Annotated in this window: 22 protein-coding genes; 15 read left to right on the top strand and 7 right to left on the bottom strand. The window is 65.9% G+C overall.

What is annotated here, in order from left to right:
- Positions 1-887 precede the first annotated feature (887 nt).
- A complete protein-coding gene (locus tag OB895_RS07665) occupies positions 888-3,200 on the bottom strand; it encodes a KAP family P-loop NTPase fold protein (RefSeq protein ID WP_194286008.1) in 2,313 nt (770 codons plus the stop codon).
- A 232-nt stretch (positions 3,201-3,432) separates the two neighbouring features.
- On the opposite strand from OB895_RS07665, the gene OB895_RS07660 reads away from it, so the two are divergent.
- Positions 3,433-3,906 carry a hypothetical protein gene (locus OB895_RS07660; RefSeq protein ID WP_194286009.1) on the top strand — a complete coding sequence of 158 codons (474 nt, stop codon included), beginning with the start codon at positions 3,433-3,435 and terminating at the stop codon, positions 3,904-3,906.
- A gap of 21 nt (positions 3,907-3,927) precedes the next feature.
- Here OB895_RS07660 and OB895_RS07655 read toward each other — a convergent pair whose 3' ends face one another.
- Entirely contained in the window at positions 3,928-6,279 is a 2,352-nt protein-coding gene (locus OB895_RS07655; RefSeq protein ID WP_153302138.1) for a hypothetical protein, read from the bottom strand.
- A gap of 99 nt (positions 6,280-6,378) precedes the next feature.
- Between OB895_RS07655 and OB895_RS07650 the strand changes: the two genes are divergently transcribed.
- Together OB895_RS07650 and OB895_RS07645 are read left to right on the top strand one after the other, a co-directional pair.
- The gene (locus tag OB895_RS07650; RefSeq protein WP_079112348.1) at positions 6,379-7,443 is read left to right on the top strand and encodes a hypothetical protein; all 1,065 of its coding nucleotides are present in this window, start codon (positions 6,379-6,381) and stop codon (positions 7,441-7,443) included.
- Between the two features lie 171 nt (positions 7,444-7,614).
- Positions 7,615-8,676, top strand: coding sequence for a hypothetical protein (locus OB895_RS07645; protein ID WP_153302139.1), 1,062 nt, complete (start codon positions 7,615-7,617; stop codon positions 8,674-8,676).
- A 32-nt stretch (positions 8,677-8,708) separates the two neighbouring features.
- Here OB895_RS07645 and OB895_RS07640 read toward each other — a convergent pair whose 3' ends face one another.
- Entirely contained in the window at positions 8,709-10,649 is a 1,941-nt protein-coding gene (locus OB895_RS07640; protein ID WP_311879726.1) for a hypothetical protein, read from the bottom strand.
- Positions 10,650-10,769: 120 nt separating this feature from the next.
- Here OB895_RS07640 and OB895_RS07635 point away from each other — a divergent pair, with 120 nt between their 5' ends.
- Entirely contained in the window at positions 10,770-10,967 is a 198-nt protein-coding gene (locus OB895_RS07635; RefSeq protein ID WP_079112351.1) for a hypothetical protein, read from the top strand.
- 331 nt (positions 10,968-11,298) lie between these two features.
- Here the strand turns inward: OB895_RS07635 and OB895_RS07630 are convergent, their stop codons facing one another.
- Positions 11,299-13,416, bottom strand: coding sequence for an MMPL family transporter (locus OB895_RS07630; RefSeq protein ID WP_311879724.1), 2,118 nt, complete (start codon positions 13,414-13,416; stop codon positions 11,299-11,301).
- 79 nt (positions 13,417-13,495) lie between these two features.
- On the opposite strand from OB895_RS07630, the gene OB895_RS07625 reads away from it, so the two are divergent.
- The 5 genes from OB895_RS07625 to OB895_RS07605 all read left to right on the top strand — a co-directional run bounded on the left by OB895_RS07625 (position 13,496) and on the right by OB895_RS07605 (position 15,947).
- Positions 13,496-13,993: a MarR family winged helix-turn-helix transcriptional regulator gene (locus tag OB895_RS07625; protein ID WP_311879723.1), complete on the top strand. Its 498-nt coding sequence runs from the start codon at positions 13,496-13,498 to the stop codon at positions 13,991-13,993.
- Between the two features lie 94 nt (positions 13,994-14,087).
- Positions 14,088-14,354, top strand: a complete 267-nt coding sequence (locus OB895_RS07620; RefSeq protein WP_042539097.1) for a hypothetical protein — start codon at positions 14,088-14,090, stop codon at positions 14,352-14,354.
- A gap of 15 nt (positions 14,355-14,369) precedes the next feature.
- Positions 14,370-15,233, top strand: a complete 864-nt coding sequence (locus OB895_RS07615) for an FHA domain-containing protein (protein WP_311879721.1) — start codon at positions 14,370-14,372, stop codon at positions 15,231-15,233.
- 24 nt (positions 15,234-15,257) lie between these two features.
- Entirely contained in the window at positions 15,258-15,419 is a 162-nt protein-coding gene (locus OB895_RS07610; protein ID WP_153302141.1) for a hypothetical protein, read from the top strand.
- A gap of 54 nt (positions 15,420-15,473) precedes the next feature.
- Entirely contained in the window at positions 15,474-15,947 is a 474-nt protein-coding gene (locus tag OB895_RS07605; RefSeq protein WP_079112356.1) for a heme-binding protein, read from the top strand.
- 102 nt (positions 15,948-16,049) lie between these two features.
- Here the strand turns inward: OB895_RS07605 and OB895_RS07600 are convergent, their stop codons facing one another.
- From OB895_RS07600 to OB895_RS07590, 3 genes are all read right to left on the bottom strand, one after another.
- Positions 16,050-16,346 carry a hypothetical protein gene (locus tag OB895_RS07600; protein ID WP_153302142.1) on the bottom strand — a complete coding sequence of 99 codons (297 nt, stop codon included), beginning with the start codon at positions 16,344-16,346 and terminating at the stop codon, positions 16,050-16,052.
- A gap of 223 nt (positions 16,347-16,569) precedes the next feature.
- On the bottom strand, positions 16,570-17,088 hold the full coding sequence (locus OB895_RS07595; protein WP_311879718.1) for a gluconokinase: 519 nt from the start codon (positions 17,086-17,088) through the stop codon (positions 16,570-16,572).
- A gap of 7 nt (positions 17,089-17,095) precedes the next feature.
- The gene (locus OB895_RS07590) at positions 17,096-18,505 is read right to left on the bottom strand and encodes a GntP family permease (RefSeq protein ID WP_376708829.1); all 1,410 of its coding nucleotides are present in this window, start codon (positions 18,503-18,505) and stop codon (positions 17,096-17,098) included.
- A gap of 137 nt (positions 18,506-18,642) precedes the next feature.
- Here OB895_RS07590 and OB895_RS07585 point away from each other — a divergent pair, with 137 nt between their 5' ends.
- The 6 genes from OB895_RS07585 to OB895_RS07560 all read left to right on the top strand — a co-directional run bounded on the left by OB895_RS07585 (position 18,643) and on the right by OB895_RS07560 (position 24,126).
- Positions 18,643-19,350, top strand: a complete 708-nt coding sequence (locus OB895_RS07585; protein WP_042539105.1) for a FadR/GntR family transcriptional regulator — start codon at positions 18,643-18,645, stop codon at positions 19,348-19,350.
- Between the two features lie 177 nt (positions 19,351-19,527).
- Positions 19,528-20,019: an FBP domain-containing protein gene (locus OB895_RS07580; protein ID WP_079112358.1), complete on the top strand. Its 492-nt coding sequence runs from the start codon at positions 19,528-19,530 to the stop codon at positions 20,017-20,019.
- A gap of 46 nt (positions 20,020-20,065) precedes the next feature.
- A complete protein-coding gene (locus OB895_RS07575) occupies positions 20,066-20,860 on the top strand; it encodes an enoyl-CoA hydratase/isomerase family protein (RefSeq protein ID WP_311879716.1) in 795 nt (264 codons plus the stop codon).
- Between the two features lie 167 nt (positions 20,861-21,027).
- Positions 21,028-21,927 carry a hypothetical protein gene (locus OB895_RS07570; protein ID WP_311879715.1) on the top strand — a complete coding sequence of 300 codons (900 nt, stop codon included), beginning with the start codon at positions 21,028-21,030 and terminating at the stop codon, positions 21,925-21,927.
- Entirely contained in the window at positions 21,924-22,718 is a 795-nt protein-coding gene (locus tag OB895_RS07565; RefSeq protein ID WP_311879714.1) for an inositol monophosphatase family protein, read from the top strand. The genes OB895_RS07570 and OB895_RS07565 overlap by 4 nt, the downstream gene beginning before the upstream one ends.
- A 280-nt stretch (positions 22,719-22,998) precedes the next feature.
- On the top strand, positions 22,999-24,126 hold the full coding sequence (locus OB895_RS07560; RefSeq protein WP_311879713.1) for a M23 family metallopeptidase: 1,128 nt from the start codon (positions 22,999-23,001) through the stop codon (positions 24,124-24,126).
- Positions 24,127-24,128 lie beyond the last annotated feature (2 nt).

Below are 24,128 nucleotides of genomic sequence, written 5' to 3'. Positions count from 1 at the left end.
AGCGCGTCATCTGACGGGTGGGGCGGGAAACCGCCCCACCCGTTTCTGCGTGGGTGCAGGTTCTCGGCGCTCCTCCATATGAGACGGGCTCTGTCTCGTGCGCGCGGTGTCTGCGATGTCAGACAGGGACGGCTCGCCCCCGGTCGCGAACCTCGCCTACTTGATCCCCGGTGACGCGGAAAGGCTATCCGGCGCAACGAAGCGCAGCGACAAGAGCAACTGCTCGGTGCCGCGTGCACCAATAATTCGACGTGCGCCTGTCGGTTCATCCAGCCAAGCGTGGACATCGCCTGGGTGACTCTCGACTGTTCGATGACCGGGTCCGTGGGGAGGACGAATCCCGAAGCGACCCATCCGACTGCGACCTCCATCGCGTGCGCATCTATCGCCGAATGCTGCGCGGGGCATGCGAGAGCGTCCGGCGCCGTGGCGCCTCGAAACTGCAGCGCCTGGAGCACGCCCGTCAGTGCGCCGCCGACGACGACGTCTGCGTTGCGGGAGTGAACGACGGCAAGCCCCCCTGGCGGAAACCTCACTTCGACACGCGGTTCTACCCCGTTCACGAGAACCTTCAGCCACGGGAGCTTCCGAGCATCTTCGCGGGGGACATCGGTGAGAGGGTGCAGACGGACTCCCGTCGCGAAGCCGTCAACGACGACTGGGATGCGAGCGCAGCGGCAACTGCCGAGAACTCACCAGCGAATAGGCTGCCGTGCTCACGCACTGAAACCTCGAGCGCTGATATCCACCACTCGTGGGCGGCAGGCGGTCACGTCTCTGCACATGAGAACACCAGCGGGGCTGAGCACGCTGCCTGGCGCGACAGCGCGGGCGTGCGGGGCGCGTTCGAGAGCTGCGCAGTACGCCCAGCCCTCGCCTGGACCGGGTCAGTCGCCGTCGCCTTCATAATCCTGTGGCTCGTCGCTAGGTTCTTGTCCTCCGGGTGCAGGCGTCGCGGACCGCAGTCGCATCTCGCGTCCGATTGCGGCGAGCACAATTGACCGTCGGTTCTCCGGAGTGTCCACCAGCTTCGTCGAGCTGGACACGTTCGTTTTGATCTCACGCGCGTACCGCTGCGCAACCTGGGAGAGATCGAAATGGTGAGAGGCCTCCGGGAGGTCGAACCCTTCGATGCGAGCGCGCTCCGCACCTTTGTCGAAGGACACGGTTAGTCGCACGAAATACCCGAGAACCTCGAGATCCCCGTAACGCCTCGCCTGCTCATGAATCCACGAGGCGAATCCGAGGGAGTCGATGACATTCCACCCCGTCAGGGCTTCACGGATACGCCAGGGCATGTCCGTTGCCGTCGCTCCCGTAGCGTCCAGAAGCTGACGGATCGCGCGAGTCACCGCATGTCGCACGTCGGTGGAGAGTAGCAGCGGGCGTGACCCGTCAGGCGAGTCGTCAGCTGCCCAATACACGGCCGTCGCCACGAGCGCACCGCGGCTTCCGCCCGACATCGCCTCGATGACGGAAGTAACCGAGTCCGCTGGGAGTTCGCGCAGCCTTTGCGCGATGAGTCGACGAATGGCATACGTCGATTCCAGCGGTTCCGGGGCAGTGAGATCGATCTCCGCGATCTCGGCCAGCCATGCGAAGGTCTCGGGGTTGACAATTTCTGCTGCGGCGGCGGCCGCAGCGATCTTCGATGACGTCAGAACGCGATTCTTGCTCAGCCCCTCCGTGCACCCGTCTGCTGCGGCCGACGAGCGCCCGGCGCCCCTCTCGAAGTCCGCAATGGCTTCTCTAGCAACACTGTCCGCGAAGTCTCCGTCCGGGACGCCCGCGGTGAAGTACCGGTCGAAGTACTGCTCGGACCCGATGTGAGGCCGCTGTGTCGAACCACCCGCTGAGGGTCGTTCCGTCGCTTGCGCGAATCGCGGAAACAGTTCTGCGAGGGCAGCCAGGGTTGTCCCCGTATCAGACGCCCTCGTCCCCGCCTGATCCAACAAGTGGTTCCAACGAATACGAGCAGCCTCCACCGAGGATTCACGCGCCGCTTTGTTTGTTGGCGGCATGCCACCGCTCGTTGGCATCCCGATCAGCTCGCTCCTGTGCTGCTGAATTAGGGCGTATACGCCCGGTTCGAACGTGCGGATCCACGTGACGATCAAGAAGTCGACGAGGTCGACTTCCTCGGCGAACCGTGGGCTGAGGATTCGTGCTTGAGCGAAGTACCTGCGCAGAGCACGGGGTGTGGACAGTCGATGGGAGAGGAAGCGTTCGTACGCTTCCTGGAATCTCGCACGGTCGGGTCCTCTCAACGCGTGACCCGCGCTTTCGAGGGCGAGCAGCGCCTCATTCGTGAGAGCGAACACATCCGAAGGCCGCAGCCGAGGGACGTCGAAGCGCACTTGGACAACCTTCTCCATGTAGTCGCGCGCGCGTCCTAGCTCATCGTTACCGATGAGGTTGGTGCGGGTTAGCACGTCCAAGATCGTCGACTCGTCGTAGGAAAGAAGATAGTGCACGTAGGGCAGCCGGCCGAGCTGCCGGATGAGCTTCAGTGCCAAGAGAAGCTCATCGGCGGAAATGCGGTCGATGTCGTCGATGACGATGAGTACCGGGGTCTTCTGCTCCTCGAGCGTCTTCACCAGCTTGCGGCGCGCGCTGTCCGCACTCCGATCGCCGCCGAGAAGCTTCGCCCCACTTTCGACGACCTTGCTCGGGTCAAACAAACCCCACGCGGCTGTGACAGCCGTGAACGGGGCGACCGCGACGCCAAGTTCGCTGATGAGCGTGCGTGCGGCGCTGAACTTCGAGTCGCCGAAACTGGTCTGCAGCGTTGCAAAGAACCCGAGTTGCAGAGAACTTGAGTCCGGATAGTCCCACGGGTTGAAGGTCAGCACTCTCCACGGCTGCAGGGCATCGCTCTCTGCCGCTTGCCCTCGAATCCAGTCGAGCATGGAGGATTTCCCGGATCCCCACGGGCCGACGAGCCCAAACACGGTGGATGACTTCTGCGTTCGCGCTTCGTCGATGATCTCCCATGCGCGAGCGAGGAAGTCCGCGCGACCATACTTCGGCGCGATGGCCGCATTGGAGTCGTCGCTGAACCAAGACGGCTTCGACTCTTCGGCAAGGTCAGCCTGGCGGCTGTCCGTCTGCGCATTGCGCTCGGGCCGGCGGGACCCGAAATCGAACAACCGGCGGGTGCGGCGGCCCTCGCGCGCAGGTTCATTGGGGCGTTCCGTCATGGTCCAAGCATGGCGTACTGAGCGTGAGGCCGTGCGGGCTGCAGCTCGCCGAGGTGGCTTCTGCTTCCGCATATCGGATCGACAGCTGGCTGTGGGACTGCGCAGCGAGTCTGTATAGGCGAAATGCCGTCTCGTTGCTCCTGCTCTAGGACCAGCCGAGGGCGTCGGGCCGCCAGAGTCGTGGTCACCCGCGCGACCAGACGCCGCGGCGCGATGCCGGACCAGTCTGAAGATGCCGATCTTTTCCGTCAGCGCAGCGCGAGCGTTGCATTGCGAAGTCGCGGTGTCGGTTGCCTGGGACAGGGCACGGAGCCTGCGTTCCAATCTCCGCGTTGTGCGGCGAGCGTGGGAGAACGACATCGTCGCGCGCAGGATCGTCCCGCTCGAGTGGGTGTTATCCCTGGAGTGCGATACCCGGGATACCGCCATGCTGGTGAAGAGCACACGCGTCGACATCCTGCGAAACGAGAGACTGCTGACGGCGATGCGCGCTCATGACGCGGCACTCACCGCTGCCATCCACACACTTCTTCACCTCCTGTGCCGCGGCGGGCAGATCCCGGCGCAACGTGTGTCAGAGCGGACCGCGATGGGGGCAGGCCTGGTGTGGGAGGAGTCCCTCGTACGTGGTGCACTGCGGGGAATGGACAGCGTGGTGCTGCGTCGAGCGGCCGCGGCGGAGGCCGGCCGGTTTCTCGGCATGTGATGCCGCCGCACGTGGGCCCGGTTAGTTCGTGTCCAGGTCGGTCATGGTGGTGCCGACCATCGAGAACGGGACCGCTTTCGCCGCCTCCCGCGCGAGATGAGCGACATCGGTCGCGTTCCATTCGGGCAACGAGGTCGCGAGGATGATCCGGTTCGCACGGAGAGCCCGCGCGACGCGCAGGAGCTTCCTCGTCTGCGGGCCGCGTGAGCCCGAGAACGTCCCGTTGCTTTTCGCCTCAATTACCATCACCTCGCTGCCGGAGCGTGCGATGACGTCCACCTCGGCCACGGGAGTCCCGGAGTCCAGCTCGAAAAACTCCAACTCAGGTGCGTCCGAGTAGCCGCGGCCGTTCTTGCGAAGCCGCGCCGCCGCGAGGACGGGGACATCGCCGTGGTCGCGCAGCAAGTCCCGGAACGGCGTGTACAGGTCGTAGAACCACAGGGGCTCGTTTCCTAGGCGCCACCGTTCGGAACTGAGCACATTCGTGGCCGCGCACTGCGGGCACTCATATTGCTGGCCGACGCGATCCGCATCCACGAACGACACTCGCCCGCATTCGCTGCAGTCGAGGATGAGTCCGCGCCGGAGGAGCCGAGCTGCGGAGAGAGTGTCGATGAGCGCGACGGTTGCGGCTTCGGACGGCATCAGCGACGCCATCCTCTCGAACGACAGATACGGATCCAGGCCAATCACCACATTCCCCGCCTCGCGGGAGGTCGGCACCTTCTTGTGCGGTATGAAGGCTCGGAGCGCGACCACCGTCGCGGGGGTGACGAGATCAAGCAGCGCATCTCGGGATCCCAGGCGTCTACTCACCAGCTCGGACTGCCGGCCGGCGGCCGACAGCCGCACTCCGAGCCCCTCGGCGTGCGCCATGCCCTCGACCCAAGCGCGCATCGACAACGCACGGAGGCGCGGCTTCCCCAGTCGTCCGGGCAGGAGCGACCCGCTGGACACGAACCCCAGCGACGCGGGGTTATAGGAGATGCCATCCTTGCTCGCCCGGGTAGTCACTTCGGGGTAGCGTCCGTCATCCACGGTTAGCAAGGCTGAACCGGGAAGGTTGCGAGCGAATGGTGCAGTAACCCGACCGAACGAGACATCCACATACCAATACGGCACCCGCCCGGAGTCGACGGGGTACATCAGAGAGGAAGGCACCGGGGCCTCTACGCCGGTCATCGCTTCGAGGGTGCCGTCCTCTGCCGTCGACATCGGAATGACGGCGGACACACCAACGTGTTCGTTGAGTACGACCTCAGTGAATGCGTGTTCGATGAGGGGCGCGCGCACCTGTACCGTCTCGGACTCCTCGACCATGTCGCGGCGCCGGCTTCCACGCTCGAACTCATACACCGGCTCCTGCAACCGCTCGGCGGCGGCCGCGACCGCCGCCTCGTCCAGCGACGCGCTGGAGAACGTGAGCGTTGCGGCCTGCTGCTCCACCTGACTGATCACCCACCACAGAGACGAACGCAGCTCACGGAGCACCTCCGGGTCGTCCATCATCGCTGTCGTCACCCAATAGCCTCGCCCGAGGACCTTGTCGTACGCGAGAGCGAGAGCGAAGTCCGTGCCGGTATCCCCGACCACCACGCCGCCCACGTCACGCACGAATCCGCGGGACACTCGCATCAAGCCCGGATGAGAGTCGATGAGTGTCGGGGCATCTCCTGCCATCGCCGGGAAGTCGGCGGGGGCATACCTCAGCGCCTCGGGTGCGTTCACACCTTCGTGCTGCACTGCCCAGGGGATCACTTCCGGTCCCGGTTCGGGACGATCCTGCTCGTCGTCGTGAATGACTCCGATGCGGCCGGCGAGGAACAGACCGAGGTCTGTCCGCCATGTCGACGATGCCGCCAGGACCGGCCGCGAGGGGAGCGGTGCGACAGGCAAGCCGCGGGGGATTCGCTCGTCACGCTTCGCCGCGCGAAGTGACTTGTGCATTTCACGTTGGCGCGCAGGTTGGTCGCGCACCATGCGGGCGTTGCGCATCGGCGAGCACCAGGACGCGACGATGTCGCGCGCGCGGGAGCTTGCGGAGCTGGTCGTGTCTCCGTGGATGCTGCGGATGAAATCGGCGCGTTCGCCGTCGGGCACGCCACTTACGGCGACGCTCCCCGGATACCACTCCTCGAACTCTGGAACCGGGATCTCCAGCGTCACGACATGATCAGGGTCGTAGGCACGGACGATCTCAGCGAACTCGGGCGCGGGCTCCCCTGTCTCCGAATGTGGGACGAGGATGAACCCGCCGCCGCCCCAGTAATCAGAGGCGATGAGAAGCGCACGCGCGACCCAATCGCGCCAGTGATCATCGTCCAAGAAGACGATGGCCACGCGGGGCGGGCGCAAGGCGAACGTCGCGGGCACGAAGGCCACCTCAGATGTCGTCACACCTGTATCTAAGCGCACCTGCCTCGCGGCCCCGGAGTGCCTCGTTACGTCTGTGGTTTCCGACACAATGAGTCCATGGGTGACGTGAACTGGCTCCTGAGCTCCATCGCGCAAGGGTCTGCTGCGATGATCGCGATTGTCGGCGGTCTTCTCGCGTCTCGGTACGTCGGACTCCACGCCGAACAGGAAGCCGCTCGCAGGCGGGTCACCGACCTGCATGCACGACAAGCGAGCGCCGACGCTCGTAAGACAGAGTTCGAGGCCGCCCTCGAAGGTATGAACGTCGACGAGCTCATCAACCAGTGGGACGTCTACGATGCGATAGTCGCCGCCAACCTTGAACTACCTCTCGACCAGTTGTTCGCTCTCACGGGGAAATCACGTGCCGACTTCGACGGTAACCGGGTGAGGCAGGGCCTGGACGCCATCGTCAACGAGATGGGACAAGCCATCCCGCGGCTCCACAAACTCGTGCCCACTACGAAGACACATCCAAGCTGGTCTCAGTTCTACAGCGCTCACCACGATCTCCCTGTGGGCAACGTAGATGTGTGGGAGTGGGCGTATGACCACACCTGCGATGACGCACGCAAGCAAGCCCGAGCCGCGATGAGCGCGCAGGACCGACTGATGAGCGGGATCGCAGCGGCCGGCTTCAACCCTCAGGACTTCCCGACCTTCACGCCCAGGTCCGATCTCCCGTCACGACGCAGGCAGCTGACAGACCGCATCGAAGCGGCAGACGCGGACAGTCGGGCGGCGCGAGAGGAAGCGAAACTGGCGCGGGAGGCGTTGGACGCCAGCCGTCAACCGGCAGGGTTCTCACTCGCCATCCAGGTGCTGACTGTCCTCGCTATCCTCGGGATCGCGTTGCCCGTGATCGTCATGGGCTTCGAGGTGACGACGCTCCCGGAATGGTTGCGGGCCGGCGTTATCGTGGTGTTCTTCGCCGGTGTCGGCCTCCTGCTTCGCTACCTGTTCGTGTACGCGAGCTTCCTGCGTGAAGGTGGCCGCGAGACGCTGCCAGCAACCGCATGGGGACTGCTCGGCAGGGAACGTCGCGCGGGCGCGTCGGCCAAGAAGGGAACCCGCAAGAATCAGCGCTCGAAGAGCGCTGAGAAACCTTCCGTCGACGTGTGAGCCGGGTGCGCGGGGTGCTCAGCCCCAGGCGCGAGCACCCCGCCCGGCGTGTAGTTAACCAGGGGGTAGTCACGCCAGAGCGAACCCAGACACGATTTTCACCGGAGGTCCAGCGTCGCGCAGCGTCAGCGGGATTGAAGCTGCGGCGGTCCTGAACGCTCCAGGGGTGCGGTGCCAGAGCGCGACCTGCAGGATTGTCCGACGGGGCCGACACCCGTCGAGCGCGGCGTTCGTGCCCGCCGCTCCGGAATCGTCACTGTCGTCACTATGCTCATGAAGTCGGAGGCTCGCGGTGTGATGGCCTGGATCGTCGGTGAGCGACAGCCCACGCTGATCACCATCGATGCGCGCGATTGCGCACTAGACGTCCCTGGGAGAACATTGATGGTGAAGTCATTCTTCGAAGAGAAGAGCTACGAGTCGGCATTCAATGCTGAGCTCGCTCAAGGAGTTGAGGGCTCGCCCTTTCGGCACTTCGCGCCAGGAGCTCGGCTGGAGGCCATGCTCGGGTTCGATGTAATGACGGCGCTTGAGTCCCGGAACACTGCGTGGCGAGCCATGGGTCTCACCCATCGCTCCGGCGTCTCGATTCATCACCGAGCGCCTAATCAACTGCCTGACGCTGTGTTCAATCTGTTCATCCAGTACAAGCGATCGGATGCTCTGAAAAGTTCTCGGGCGATGCACCACACGTACTTCGGTGGCCTTTACTACCGCTTCCGTTTCGATACACCCAAGAATCAGCTAGCGACCCTGCATGAGCTGGCAGCGGCGAGCGGTTCCGCCGCGCACATCGTGTATGCGGCGCCGGAGTTCCATACGGTGCAGGAGCTCTGGGACACAATGATCGCCGGCAAGATCATTGCGAACAGCGTCATCGTCGAAGCGACACAGCTACAGTCGGGGCACAAAGCCTTCAACTTCAAGACAGGCAAGACGTCGCTACAGAACCCAGAGCCGGAGCCGGTGAAAGCAAGCCCCGCTGACGTATGGTTCGCGCAACTTGAAGGGCGAACAGCGCCGCTGACCGAGACCTTGGGCATCGCCCATGCTGCTGTCCAGGGTGTGCCCCAATGGGTGGAGACGTGGCGTAGCAGCCAGCCCCGGCTGCTTGGTGGCGAGCCATTTAGCGAGGATCCCCTGGTCGAATCAGCGGTGCAGCAGTTCGCCGAGGTCACTGCCTTCACTTGGGCCCAGGGCCTCACGTGGATTCTGGCAGGCCCGAATAGCTGACCGGACCGCGTGAGTCCGATGGCTGGAGTTCGCTACTCGTCGCCGGCCGTCACTGGCAGGCCCAGGGCTTCCTCCAGCACGTCGTCGACTCGCTTCGCGGCGTACTCAGCGAGAGGCTCACGGTCGGTTGCCCGATACAGATCGGCGAGCCTGTTGAATGACTCGCGCACAATCAGCTGATCACCCAACTCGGCTCTGCCGTCGAGCACACCAGCGACCCTCAGAAGGGATGCTTCAGCTTCGTCGGTGCGGCCGGCCTGTTCGAGCAGGATGCCTCGTGTGAGCAGCGCGCCGGCGTGCACAGAAATCACATCCAACATGCCGCGGGCACCGACACCCGCATCCGCCAGCTGTTCGAACTGCGTCACTGCGCCCGAGAGCCAATCGACGGCGTCATCGAGTCTGTCCAGCGACAGGCAGCAGCGCGCGGCTGCCACCTGACTGAGCCCGAGGGTGAAGCGTGAGTGGTCGTTCGCTTCAAGCGTCTGGGCGATGCTCGCCGCCGACGCCGCAGCGGCGAGTCCCTCTTCGGGCTGATCCAGCTGGTCGAAGATCTCACTGGCCGTCACGAGCACTCCGGTGTGCGCAATGGACATTGCGTAGTTCTCGGGTTCAGTCGCGTGCGCTCGCGAGGAAATCGTCAGAGCCTGAGTAACGGAGACTCGGGCCTCGTCCGCGAGACCCGCCTGAAGGTCGAGAACGGAAACGCCGACGAGATTGCTGACGAGGAGCGCTTCGGAAGATGAATCGCTATCGGGTCGTCTCGAGATCTTGGTGGAAATGTTGACGGCGCGGCGCATACGCTTCCGCGCGCTCTCGAGGTCCCCGAGGTGCATATCCATGAGTCCTTGGAGCGTGAGTACGGATGCCGCAAGGTCCGCATGGTCGTCGTCGCGGTCAGCAAGATCGAGAGCGAGTGAGGTGGCGCGGCTCAGAACCTCGTCAGCATCCGTCTCGGACATGAGCCGCACGGACGCGTCCATGAACAGCGCCATCGCCAGCAGCACCTCATGGTCGGGATCGTCTGGATGGAGCACGCCGAGAGTCTCACTGATGCTTGCAGACTTCGCGAACTGGGACATCGCCTGCTCGCGTTTACCCGTTCGACTCGACTGGAAGCCCGCCATCAGGAGCGCGGCCGCGTGGGAGACTTCGTGCTCGTGCGGCACAGCTTCCGCGAGGAAGGCCATCCGATCCACGAGCGCTTGAAGCTCATTCGCCTTGCTCTGCGGCAGAGCCGGTGGGGGATCAGTTGATGGCTTTGCTCGAGATACCAGGGGTGTCAGCTGGATCGCCTGCTTGCTCCCGGCAGGCCGAACACGTGCGTCGCTGAGCGGGGGAGGATCTCCCGGCGTCGTTCGCACGATATGACGCGCCACGCGTACCGCGATGCCAGCGCCGCGACGTCGCAGACCGCTACCGGAAGTCTTGAACAAGACGCGGTCGGGGCTCTTGAACATTCCTTTCGCCAGAAGGGCTCGTTCGTCCTGGCGTTTCACCCGGGCGAAGTCGCCGTCGAGCTCATCGATGCCGATCCACGCGAGCTGACGAGGATGCTCAGGCGTCTCGGGCAGGAGTTCTCGCCCGCCCTTCATGGGCAGGTCAGGTCGGTCCTCTTTGTCGTACGACAGGGCCCAGAACACCTGAGAGATACCGAGCAGCATGTCCGTGGTCTCACGACCCGCTGGTTCGGCGGCGACCTCGACCAGCGCCGTGTACAGCGAGGTACGCAGGGCCTCTTCATTGTCGAGGTCTGTGAAGTAGTGCTGGAGAAACAGGACGACCTCGGCGGGAATCGTAACACGGGCGTGGAGGGGGGTCTCGGATGCGTCGGACAGCCCTTCGCCCTTCGCCAACAGGTAGAGATACCAGGCGACGACCAGAACCTCTCGCGCGTGTGGATCCGAACGATCTTCTAGGTCTGGGGGCAACGCCTTCCAGAGCATGGAGTCCAATACGAGGTCCGCGGTCACGTCCTGATCATCTCATCTGGACAACGCGAGCGACTGTCTGGACAGCGATCCGTTTCTGTCCATACGAGTTTCGCCTGAGCATGGTCCCAGCGCCGATCCGGGCGGAACAAGGAGGACATCATGACCATCAACTCTGTGACGACCGAGCGAGACGCCAGCGATCTGTGCAAGGAGATCTTCGCGGACAGCGACTTTCGAGAAGGGATGGCGGAGGCAGCTCGCATGGCAGGTCGCACGATCTCCGCAGCGTGGACGCAATACCGCGGGAACGATGTCGTGATGTCCCTCGTGCGGAACGCGCTGAACGCTCGACGGTAGGTGCCGCCGCGAGGGCGACACACACATCGATATAGAGGTACGCCGTGGTGGACATCACGATGGCGCTGGACCTGTCGGATCCTCTTAGCAAGGATCCAGATCAGAGAAGCAATCCACCACGCTTCGTGGTGGTCCAGAGGAATAACGACGTCGCGCCAGAGGATTGGCCTCGTACATGCGGTGCATGGCTGCTGAAGACTCAGGGCATTGTGGAGATACGCGAACAACCCACCACACGATGAGAAACGCCCCCGTGCTTCGGGGGCGTTTCTCGTTTCGGTGCTCTCAGGTCGATTCGTCCTCGGGCCTGCCTGAGCCGCAGCCCGCCGTCCTAGCCGACGCTCACGACGTCAGGCCTCTGCTCGGCGGAGAGCGCGTCGGCACCGTTCCGGGTGGCCTCGGCATCGGAAAGCGGCGGACGGCGCGGCCACCAGAAGCTGTCTTTGGTGATGAAGGCGAGCGCCGGGACGATGACGGTTCGCACGAGAAGAGTATCGATCAGCACGCCGATGCAGACGATGATGCCGATCTGCGTCAGCGTGATGAGTGGCAGGACTCCGAGCACGGCGAACACCGCGGCCAGCAGGATGCCGGCGCTGGTGATCACGGCGCCCGTCGCGGCGAGAGCGCGGATCATTCCCTGCGTGGTCCCGAGGTGCGCGGCCTCCTCCTTCGCTCGAGTGACGAGGAAGATGCTGTAGTCGACGCCGAGCGCGACGAGGAACAGGAAGCTGAACAGCAGCACGTTCGTGTCGATGGCGGGGAACTCGAAGAGCGGGGATTGGAAGAGCCACCAGCTCAGCCCGATGGCCGAGAAGAAGCTGGCCACGACGGCGATCAGAAGCAGCAACGGAGCGACGAACGCCCGAAGGAGAAGGACGAGGACGACGAAGACCAGCGCAAGGATGAGCGGGATGAGGAGCGCCTGGTCGCGAGCCTGCGCATCGGCGACATCGAGCGCCTGAGAGTCGAGGCCACCGACGAGGCCCTCGCCGGATCCGACGTCGTCGAGGGCGTCGCGCATGCGCTCGACTGTCGCGAACGCCGCCTCGGTCTCGGCGCTGGCATCGAGGGTGACATCGATCCGCGCCAGCTCATCCGTCGTCTCTCCCATGGTCGCCGAATCGACGCCGTCGAGATCTCCGAGGGCAGCGGCGGCTGCGTCCGCATCATCGAGAGGAACGACGACGATAGCGGGGGAGGTGGTTCCCGCCGAGAACGCGTCAGCGAGAACCTCCTGACCCTGCACCGCCTCAGGCTTCTGCAGGAAACGGTCATTCTGCGACAGCCCGGTCTGGACGAACAGCAGGCCGCTGGCCATTGCTCCGAGCGCCACGAAGCCGACGGATGCCACCAGGACCGGTCGCTTGGACACTCCGCGACCGAGCTTGCCCCAGACGCTGCGCGAGATGGCATCGGGCGAGTTGAACCGGGGGATGTAGGGCCAGAAGAGACCGCGACCGAACAGCACCAGGGCGGCGGGGAGCACGAAGAGAGCGAAGAACATGGCGACGAGAATTCCCACGGCGCACGCCAGCCCCAGCGCGCGGTTGCCGGCGATCTCGGCGAGGAGCAGCGTGAGAAGAGCGAGAGCGACGGTCGATCCGCTGGCGATGATTGCGGGACCCGCTCCGCGAAGAGCCCGTTGCATGGCTTCCCTGCGATCCTCGTGCAACCGCAGTTCATCCCGGTATCGGGCGATGAGCAGGAGTGCGTAGTTCGTTCCCGCGCCGAAGACGAGCACCGACAGGATGCCGGTGATCGACGCGTCGAGCTGGATGCCTACGGCGCCGGCCACCTGTCGCGCGACGATCCCGGCGAGGGCGTCTGCCAGCCCGATGACGACCAGTGGGACGATCCACAGCCAGGGGCTCCGGTAGGTGATCAGAAGAAGCACCGCGACGACGATGACGGTGGTGAGCAGCAGGGTGAAGTCCGCTCCGTCGAAGACAGCGGCGATGTCGACTTCGAAACCCTCTGCGCCGGTCAGATAGACGCGTACCCCATCGATGTCTGCGGCGGAGATGTCGCGGATCTCCTGTGCGCGGTCGGACTGTGCGGCGACGTCGGGCTCCGGCTCGAGGGGCACGATCACCAGTGCGACCGTTCCGTCGTCTGAGATCTGCGCGGGTGGGACGGCACCGTCGCGTGAGAGATCCGCCAGATCGCCGAAGGCTTTCTCATTGATCAGAGCGAGGGTGTCAGCGTCCAGCTCGCCATCTTCGGCGGCGAACACGACGAGCGCAGAGGTCGCCTCCGCACTCGTGAACTCCTCCAGAAGCTCATCGACCTTGACCGATTCCGCCGACGAGGGGAGCCCCACGGAAGGGGCGGTTTCGGACTCCTCGCTCCCCGCGAGCGCGAAGAGCGCGGCGGCTGCGACGGCGGTCACGACGAGGATGATCCACGACGTCTTGGCGGACGTCAGGAAACGGGTCAGAGCACTCACGAGAATTCCCCACCTTGGATAGTAGTTCGATAGTCGAATTATATGACTATCGAAAGAGAGTAGCGATATCGTGGAGGTCATGCAAGCGAGCGAGGGTCCATCACCGGAGGCCGAGAGAGCGGCGTTCGCGCCTGCCCGACCGGCGACGGCGCTGCTGCGGGACTTCCTCGAACTCAGTGAGCTGTTCGAGTCCTCCCTCGCCGACGAGCTGGGCGTCAATCCCACCGACCTCCAGGTCATGGAGCACCTGATCATGAGCGGGCCGCTCGCTCCGACCGAGCTCGCTCGGAGAGTGGGGCTCTCTGCGGGAGCGACCACCACGTCCGTCGATCGACTCGTCGCGCTCGGGCATGTGTCTCGAGAGCCTCGGCCGAACGATCGTCGCGGCATCCTCGTCGCTCCCCGCCCCGAGTCGCGCGACAAAGCGATGGGTCGCCTGATCCCCATGATCATGGGTGTCGATGCGGAGCTGGACTCCTTTACGCCACAGGAACAGGATGTGATCACCAGGTATCTCCGACGGGTCACTGAGTCACTGCGCGCACACGCCGGCGCCGATCCACCGGCTCCACGCTGAGATTTCTAGACAGTGTTCAGAAATCCCTGGACACCTCGGAACGGCAGGCGCATAATCTGATCCACAGGACATGGTTTTAGCAAAGGAGCACGCCATGAGCGATCCGAATGAACCGACAGAGCTGTTCGACTCGGCGTCGGGGCCGACCGGTGCCTCGATCACCGATTGGACAGACCTCGGGCGGGAGATGTGGGCCTACCTCACCGGTCGAGGAGCCGCCGTCAACTACACGTTCGACGACATGACCGTCGAAGTGCCTCGGGATATCGGGCCTGATGCGCCGCGGGCGACCTGGAAGTTCAACGGCACGCTCCGGGTGACGACCAGCGACAGCGCGTCCGGTGGCGCGGGCTCGGTCTGAGCACGAGCTCCTCCGATGATTCGCCTCGATATCGACCTGCAGGTCGAGCAGACCAGCCCCGACGGCGGCCCTCCGACACGGTTCAGCGTCAGGGCTGAGGGTCAGGAGGTCGTCGTCTCCCTTGAATCCACCCCTGGACTCGGAAGCATGAGCCGTCGAGACCTGACTCAGCTCGTGCCGCTCGCCGATGGGCTCGCGCGACGCGGAATCCGTGTGCGTGTGGAAGGGCCGCGGGGGACTCTCGTTCAGTTCGGGGATGTGAGATCGGGGCCCATGGGCCGGGCGATCGCCGGATCCTCGCACATCAAGCTGGGGCATCTCTCGACGCTCCTGTCGGAGGCGCAGCATCGGGAACGCGGGAGCGGCTTCCGGCTTCCCGTCCCTCCGTCGACGCCGTTTCCCCTCGTCCCCACAGTCGCCCGGAGAGTTCGGCGGCGAGTCACGACGACCCATTACATTCCCGGCTCCGGTCGTCCGCGGTTGATCTTCGCGGTCGGATCAGGCGACTGGAACTCCAGCAGGCCGCGTGAGTTCGACCTGCTCCCGGGGCGCACCGTCATCGGTTCCGGACCGGACGCCGACCTCCGGTTGGAGGGACTCGAAGCCCGCCACGCCGAAGTCCGTCACAATGAGGACGACGAGTATGTCCTCTACTCGTATGCGGCGACCGGCGGCGGCCGACCGAATCTGCCGCACAGCACGGAGAACGCCAGGATCCTGCGCACCGGATCTCGCATCGAGATAGGGCCATGGCGCCTGGCGTACTACCGCGAGGAGTTCGCCGACCATGGGCGTCCCTTCGGCGGACGCCAGGGAGGCGAGTACGAGTTCCAGAAGCAGCAACCGGTGCGTCCGTACGGATCGGGCGAGCTCGGCTGACCGCTTCCGCCCACAGGATGAGCGTTGCCACCGCCTGAGTATCAGCGGGCGTGGCGCGATCCGATCGAGACCTCATATGACCGGTGGCTGTTCGCGGCGAACAGCGCGATCCTGAGCGTCCTCCTCACGGCGATGCTGCTGATCGTGCTCGCAGTCTTCAGGGCCCGGCGCGCGCTTCGTGAGTAGCTGTATGCGCCAGCTACAGTCGCAGGCGAACCATCTACGAAAGAGGCGCTGCTGATGACTGACCAGACGAGGCTCGCACAGCTGGAGAAGGAGCACGTCGAACTGGTCGTGCGGCGATTCGACCGAGCGGACGCGTGGCGACTCGGGCGCTCCATAGCCGAGCGCGCGCTGGCTCAGGGAGCTCCCGTCGCGGTCGATGTGCGCACTGCGTCGGGCGTCCTGTTCCACGCGTCGCTGCCTGGCGCGACGGCTGACAACGACGCCTGGGTGCAGAAGAAGGCAGCGACCGCCCTGAGGTTCGAGACCAGCACTGCGCTGCTCGAAGCACGTGTCGCCAGCGGCGGGCGCGACATGTTCGAGCCGGGATGGCTCGACCCCGTCACGTATGCGGTCGCCGGTGGCGCGGTCCCCGTCCGTGTCGAAGGGGTGGGCGTCGTCGCCGTCGCGACGGTGTCGGGGCTTCCCTCAGCGGATGATCACGACCTCGTCGTCGAGGGGATCACGGCGCTGGGACTGCTCGTCGGGTGACGGGCGAGTCGGGTGACAGGCGAGTCGGGTGACGCAGTGAGGGCTGCCCAACGTCGTCGATGCGCGAACGCCCGATGACGACTGGGTCCATTCCGCCCGTGGTCAGGGGCCGATCTGGACCTCGACGTACGGATAGTGGCAGTCGCCGGTCGCACCTGCCTGCTCGCAGTCCTGATCGGGCTCGAGCATCAGCAGCGCTGGCCCCGTGAGATCGGGTGGCAGATCGACCGAGACGGAGGCCGCTCCGATCTCGAGGCGTGAGCCGGTCGTCGTGTCACCACCGGAAGTGCGGACGATCAGTTCTCCCGCCCACTGCTCGTCGATGCTGCACCCGGCAGGATCGACGGATACGGTGACGGTCTGTCCCGCCCGCGGCGACGGGGAGTCGACCGTCAGCATGATCACCGACTCCTCGCACGCTCGCGAGGAAGCTGAGGGAGCGTTCGCCCCGGTCTCGGCGCCTGGTGCGTCACTGCTCGTACCGTGCTGACTCGGACCTCCGGCGGTCTGCGGTGAACATCCTGCGAGTCCGGTACTGAGCAGGAGCGCCACGAGCAGTGCTCCTACCGGGTGCCGCATCGAGTTCCCCATGACTCTGAGTGTCGCGACCCGAGGGATCGTCTCAGTAGTCGGGGTGCAGGCGCAGCCGCGAGGCGATCTGTGCGGCCTGCTCGGCGGGCGTCAGAGCGATGTCGATCTCGATCGCCCTCTCGTCGTCTTCCAGCGGCTCCAGGGTGGCGAACTGCGAGTCGAGAAGGGTCGTCGGCATGAAGTGGCCTTCCCTGCGCAGCATCCGATCGAGGATCAGGTCGCGCTCGCCCGCGAAGTGCACGAACGTGACCGCATCTCGGCGCAGGACGTCGCGGTAGCTGCGCTTCAGGGCCGAGCAGGTGACGATGCCGGGCTCGCCGGCCTCGATGCGCTCGTCGATCCATTCGGCGATGAGGTCGAGCCACGGCCAGCGGTCGTCGTCGTCGAGCGCATGGCCAGCGGCCATCTTGGCGACGTTCGCCTCGGGGTGCAGATCGTCGCCTTCTTCGAAGGCCCAGCCGAGGCGTCCGGCGAGCATGGCGGCGACGGTCGATTTGCCGGTGCTGGCGACGCCCATGAAGACGAGGACGGGTGCGTTGACGGACATCATGGCGCGCTCAGACGAAGAGGCTCAGGACGAGGACCCCGGCCAGACCGGTGACCGAGATGAGGCATTCGAGCACCGTCCACGACTTCAGAGTCTGCGGGATGCTGAGGCCGAAGTACTCCTTGATGAGCCAGAAGCCCGCGTCGTTGACGTGCGACAGGAACACCGATCCCGAGCCGATCGCGAGCACGAGCAGCGCGACCATGGGCGAGTCGAGGGTCTCGGTGAGCGGCTGCAGGATGCCGGCGGCGGTGATCGTCGCGACGGTCGCCGACCCGGTGGCGATACGGATGACCACGGCCACCAGCCAGGCGAGGATCAGCACCGAGACCGAAGACCCGGAGACGAACTCGGCGATCACGTTGCCGATGCCGGTGTCGACCAGCACCTGCTTGAACCCGCCACCAGCGCCGACGATCAGCAGGATGCCGGCGATCGGGCCGAGCGACGACCCCACGATGTCGTTGATCTTCGTGCGGTCGAAGCCGGCGCCGCGTCCGAGGATGAAGAAGCCGGCGAGCACGGCGATGAGCAGTGCGATGACCGGCGTGCCGAGGAAGTCGAGAGCGAGCTTCCAGGGGGCATCCGACCCCGAGGCCGAGATGTCGGCGACAGCCTTGGCGAGCATGAGGAACACGGGCAGCAGGATGCTGAAGAGCGTGGCTCCGAACGACGGGCGCCGACGCTGCTCTTGTCCTTCGTCCTCTTCGGTGACGAACAGCTCGGGCACCGGCACATCGACCCAGCGCTCCGCGAAGCGTGCGAACAGGGGGCCCGAGATGATCACGGCCGGGATCGCCACGATCACACCGAAGGCGAGGGTGAGGCCGAGGTTGGCACCGAGCGCGTCGATCGCCGCGAGAGGACCGGGGTGCGGCGGCACGAGGCCGTGCATGGCGGAGAGGCCCGCAAGCGTCGGGATCGCGATGCGCATGAGCGGCGCACCGGAGCGGCGTGCGACGAGGATGATGACCGGCACGAGGAGCACGAGGCCGACCTCGAAGAACATCGGAAGGCCGATGACGGCGCCGATGAGTCCCATCACCCAGGGCAGCGAACGCGCGCTGGCGCGGCTGACGAGCGTGTCGACGATGCGGTCGGCGCCGCCGGAGTCGGCGAGGAGCTTTCCGTAGATCGCGCCGAGTGCGATCAGGATGCCGACTCCGCCCATGGTGGTGCCGAAGCCCGTCGAGAAGCTGGTGACGGACGCGGCGATGTCCATGCCGGCGATCGCACCTGTGGCGAGCGCGCCGATGGTGAGCGACAGGAAGGGATGCAGCTTCACCCAGGTGATGAGGACGATGATGATCGCGATCCCCAGCACGGCGGCGGTGATCAGCTGACCGGCGGGGCGGTCGGGGGCTGCGGTGTCGGCGGCTGCCATCATGAGCGCGTCGGCGGCGGGGGTGAAGAGTGCCATGAGCTTCCTTGATCCGGGCGTGGTTTACGACCTTATGCCGTACATAATAAGCACGCATACCACGTCATGCGCAACATAAACGAAACAATCGTGTGAGACGTCCCACGTCACGCAGTCGCGACCGGCATACTCGACATATGACCGTCGCCGGCCCCGCAAGCCCCGTCCACGACTCGCTCGTTGCCGAGCTCGGTCGCGCGATCGTCGATGGCGAGCACCCCCCGGGCTCGCGCATGCTCACAGTCGAGCTCGCCAGCGAAAGAGGTGTCTCACGCTCCGCGGCGCGGGAAGCAGTGCGAGTCCTCGAGTCCTTCGGCTTGGTCTGGGTGCGTCGCAAGTCGGGAGTCGAGGTGCGGCCTCGCGCCGATTGGAACGTCTATGCCCCTGAGGTGATCGCGTGGCGCCTCGCAGGACCGGGCCGCGACGAACAGCTGCGCGAGCTCAGCCAGCTGCGCTCCGTCATCGAGCCACTCGCTGCCGGCCTCGCTGCAGGAACGGCCACCTCCGAGCAGAAGGTCGACCTCGTGTCGCTCGTCGTCGCGATGGGGCAAGAAGACCACGAGGCCGATCGCGAGCGCTATCTGACAGCCGACATCCGATTCCACAGGCTCCTCCTGGAGGCCTCGGGCAACGGGATGCTCGCCGCGCTCGGCGGCACGGTGGAGGCGGTCCTCCGCGGGCGCACCGCTCATTCCCTCATGCCTCACGTGGCCGACCAGAACGCGGTGCAGTGGCATCGCGATGTCGCGTTCGCAGTGGCGAGCGGCGACGCGGATGCGGCGGCTGTCGCCATGCGCAACATCGTCTCGGAAGCTGACGAGGCCATGCAGCGCGCCGCTGAGTAGTCCGACCGGCTGCGTCGGTGTCTCGGGAGGCGGGGAGTTGAAGACCGCCTGAGAGTCAGGATCATAAGGGGGGCGCACGCAGCGCGCGCCTGTCCGAGCACTCACCCCGGCCGCTGCAGGGGTCTCGTGATGGCGATGTGCGGACGCAGGCGGCTGAGGGGTTCATAGACTGGTCGGATGCGAGCGCTCACCGAGGCAGACATCCGTGCGTCCTTCGTCAACGCGGATGCGGACGAGCTGAGAGTCATGGAGATGCCCCTCGATCTGGTGCTGATCGACTGGGACTACCTCGACTTCTTCGCATGGCGCGATCCGAGCGCTGGGCGCCGCGGCTACGTCCTCACCCAGCACGACGGGGAGATCTTCGGAGTCGTCCTCCGAGTCTCCGACCCCGGCCGCGGGCGTTCGGGCATGTGCAACATCTGCCACACGATGCAGCCCGGAAACCAGGTCGCGCTCTTCTCGGCCCGGCGAGCCGGCGAGGCCGGGATGCGCGGAGATTCAGTGGGAACCTACATCTGCGCTGATCTCTCGTGCCACGAGAACGTGAGGCTCGCACACCCCCTCGCCCCCAGCGAGGTGCTGGCACCCGGACAGGTGGACATGCGCCTCGACGGCACTCGACGGCGTATGGAGGCTTTCACCAAGCGGGTGCGGGACGAGCGCTGATCGCGGTTAGCCTGGTGGCCAACGTCCTGTGCTCGAAGGAGAAGCCATGAACGATGCCATCCTGTTCGCCGTCGTTGAGGGGCTGGCCAGGCTCACGCTGAACCGCCCCGCGAGGCTCAACGCGTTCAACGCCGATCTCGCGTACGCCTGGCGGGATGCGACGGCAGAGGCCACGTCACGGTCGGACGTCACGGCGATCCTGATCGACGCGGCGGGTCCCGCGTTCTGCGCGGGTGGCGACGTGATCGACATGGCGACGACGATGGGGTCGGCCGACGACATCACCGCGCTCGCCGAAGTCATCAACACCGGCATCCGCTCCCTGACGGAGTCCGCAGTGCCCGTGGTCGCCGCGGCGCATGGCACGACGGCGGGCGGTGGACTCGGCATCCTTCTCAGCAGTGACTACGCCGTCGTCGGATCGCGGTCTCGCCTCGGCAGTCTGTATGCGAACATCGGGCTGACCCCCGACCTCTCGGTCTCGGCCCAGCTCGCTCGAGCCGTCGGACAGCGTCGAGCGCTGCAGCTGGTGCTGCAGGACCGCCTGCTGTCGGCCGCCGAGGCGGTGGAGTGGGGCCTCGTCGCAGAGGCCGTCGAGGGGGCGGACTCCGCGGACGAAGCCGATCTCGTCCGAGCCCGTGCCGAGGAGGTCGCACGCTTCTGGCTTGCCGGGGCAGCGGAGGCCTACGGACACGCGAAGCGACTCGTCCGCTCGCAGCCCGAGCGGACGTTCGCAGAGCAGCTGAGCGAGGAGGCGCGGTCGATCGGGGCCGCCATGGCGACGCCGGACGCCCAGGCCCGGATCGCCGCCTTCGCCGCCTCCTCCGCACGCAAGAGCTGATCACTGCACGCGAGCCGGTTCGCCCCGATGTATCCACGGATCGCGCCGCCACTGCTGCCCTCGCGCCGGCGCATGCAAGGATGAACGCAACGCCGCCCAACGAGAGGAACGCGATGACGCAGCCGGAGATATCCCCGCAGCCCCCTGTGCCGATCGAGAAGAAGAACATGTCCCTCCTCATCAGAGGGGCGATCTGGATCGCCATCGGCGCGCTCATCGCCGCCGCACTCGTCTGCGTCGTGTGGGTGCTGGTCGGTGATCAGGACGGATTGATCGGCCGGGCCTTCCTCACGATCCTCCTGCTCGCCGCCTTCGCAGGCATCGCGATCCTCGAGGCAGGACTCGCACCGAACCGTCCCGACTGGCTCGCTCTGTCGAGCATGGTCAGCTGGATCGTCGCTCTGCTGGTCGGAGCCGTCAAGATCTGGCTGCCGGAGGACGATCAGTTCTTCACCGGCGCCGAGCGCTTCTTCCAGCTGCTCCTGGTCGTGGGAATCCTCCAACTCGCCCTGCTGCATGTGCGGCTGTTCACTCCGGCCGCCCAGCGGCACGTGACGACGTTCACCCGGATCATCTACATCGCGACGATCGTGTTCCTCGGTGGTCTTGTGGGCCTGCTGATCTTCTTCCTCACGTTCCCGAACACGTTCGACTACGGCGAGCTCTACTGGCGCATCGTCGTGGCGCTCACGATCCTCGCGGCGGTGGGGACCACGTTGATCCCCCTGCTGAACGCTCTGTTCGCTCCTCGCAAGCCTGCGGGCCCCCGGGCTGCCGATCACGGCGTCGCCGCCGCCCCCGCATGGCCGACGTATGCCGACGGTCGCACCCCGCTGCCCGTGCTGCCTGACGGCTCGCCGGACTGGAACGCCTACTACACCGGTCACCCGTCGGCTCAGCCTCCGCAGGCCCCCCAGCAGGCGCTGCCCGCACCTCCCGCCCCGCAGCCGTTCCCGGTCGCACCCTTCCCGACTGCCCCTGAGCCGTACTCGCAGACGCAGCCCGCGCCTCCGGCGCCGCAGGCGCCCGCTGCCTATCCGCCGGCTCCGCCGTTCCCGCCGCAGTGAGCCTCGAACTCGAGCTCGTCGACCTCGCCTCTCGGATCGCACGCGAGGCCGGCGACCTGGCGCGCTTGCGTCGCGCCGAGGGCGTGCACCTCGCCGCGACGAAGTCGACGCTCGCAGACATCGTGACCGACGCCGACCGCGAGGTCGAGATGCTCATCCGTGAACGGCTGCGGGCGGCTCGGCCGGGCGACGGCTTCCTCGGTGAGGAATCCGAGGCCGAACGGGGTGAGAGCGGAATCACCTGGGTCGTCGATCCGATCGACGGCACGGTGAACTACGCCTACGGGATTCCCTCCTACGCGGTGAGCATCGCGGCGGTGCGCGGCAGCGCTGTCGCGGGGGAGTGGGAGGCGCTCGCCGCGGCCGTCTACGCCCCGGCATCCGCAGAGATGTTCACCGCGGCGACGGGCCACGGCGCGTTTCTGGAAGAGGCGAGGCTTTCGGTCACGACCGAGACGCCGGCCGGTGCGCTGCTGGCGACCGGCTTCGGCTATGACCCGGCGACGCACGACGGCGACCTCGCCACAGTCCGCAGGATCATGCCGATCGCCAGGGATCTCCGACGCGCCGGTTCCGCCGCGCTGGACCTCGCGTTCGTGGCCGCCGGACGCCTGGACGGCTACTTCGAGCGCGGTCTGAAGCCCTGGGATCACGCGGCGGGCGCGCTGCTCGTCGTCGAGGCCGGAGGCAGCGTCTCGCTGATCGACCGAGACTCGACGAGACCCATGCTCATCGCGGGTGGAACCGAGGTCCACCGACGCGTGATCGATATTCTTCGCGATGAAACGTGAACGATTCATGGCATTCACAGGTGGATCAGGCTAGGGTTTATCCGATCGTTACTTTCATCGGCCCGAATCGGTGAAGGTCGTAAGCGCCCCCGAGCTTGACGTTTTAAACCCGAGAGAATCTGACTTGCCCTTCGAGAATCCCCAGGCTGCCTCTGCGCCCACGCGCCGGTCCAGCCGTCCCCGCACTGCGGCCTTCGAGGCCTCTGCGGCAGGAGTGACGGAAGCCGTCTCCGAAGCTGCACCCGTATCCGAATCTGCGTCCGTCGCATCCGAGACCCCGATGTCGCGCCGCGCCGCCCGCCAACGGCTGAACACCGCAGAGGTGCTCATCACGGCGACCGCCGTCGCCGCAGCGTCAGCAGCATCCGATTCCGCAGACGTCGTCGCGGTGAAGCCGACTGAGGCTCCCGAGGTCGTCGTCGAGCCGGTCGTGGAACCTGTCGTCGAGCCTGCGGCGATGCCCGCGATGGTCGAAGACGCTGATTCAGAGCCTCTGCGCGCCGAGCGCGACGACGCCGGTGACCGCCGTCCGAGCACCGATGACGCGTTCGAGACCGCGGCCCGCGCATTCCGTCGCGTCGCCTCGGAGAGCGCGTCCGAGCCGACAGTCGAGCCTGACGCCCCTGCGGCCGAAGAGACGCCTGTCGAGCACGTCGCCCGTCGTCGTCCATCGGCGCGCAAGTTCCTCACGGTCGGTGCGACCGTCGGTGTGATGAGCCTGGCTGGGCTCCTCGCGGTCGGAATGACCCTTCCGGCTGAGGCCGTCGCCGCAGTGCAGGGCTCGCCGTCGCTCGCGGCCACGTCTCTCGTCGCCGCATCGGGCTCCAAGTCGGCGGACAGCGCCGACGATGAGATCCAGGCCTTCGTCACGTCCTCCGACGTGCAGAACGAGTCGCTCGCGCGCTCCGACAGCTTCTCGACCGTCTCCCTGATCCAGGTGGCGTCCGAAGAGGGCATCAACTACTCCAACGAGGTCTTCACCAACGACGCAGAGGCCGCCATCCAGTGGCCCTTCAAGGTCGGCGTGGGGATGAGCTCGGGATACGGCATGCGCTGGGGTCGCCTGCACGAGGGCATCGACTTCGTCCCCGGCGAAGGTGCGCCCATCCAGGCGATCGCCGACGGCGTCGTGCGCACTGCCACCGAGCAGGGTGGCGCCTACGGCGTGACCGTCTACATCGACCACGTGATCGACGGACAGATCGTCACGAGCCACTACTCGCACATGCAGTACGGGTCGCTGCAGGTCACGGCCGGGCAGACCGTGAAGGTCGGCGACATCGTCGGGCACACCGGAAACACCGGCCGCTCGTACGGCGCGCACCTGCATTTCGAGATCATCATCAACGGCGGCACCATCGATCCGCTGCCGTGGCTGCGCGAGAACGCGGGTCGCACCTCGTATTGACA

It is taken from the genome of Microbacterium forte (genome assembly GCF_031885415.1).
Taxonomy (GTDB): domain Bacteria; phylum Actinomycetota; class Actinomycetes; order Actinomycetales; family Microbacteriaceae; genus Microbacterium; species Microbacterium forte.
This window is presented reverse-complemented; position numbering and strand designations above follow the sequence as displayed.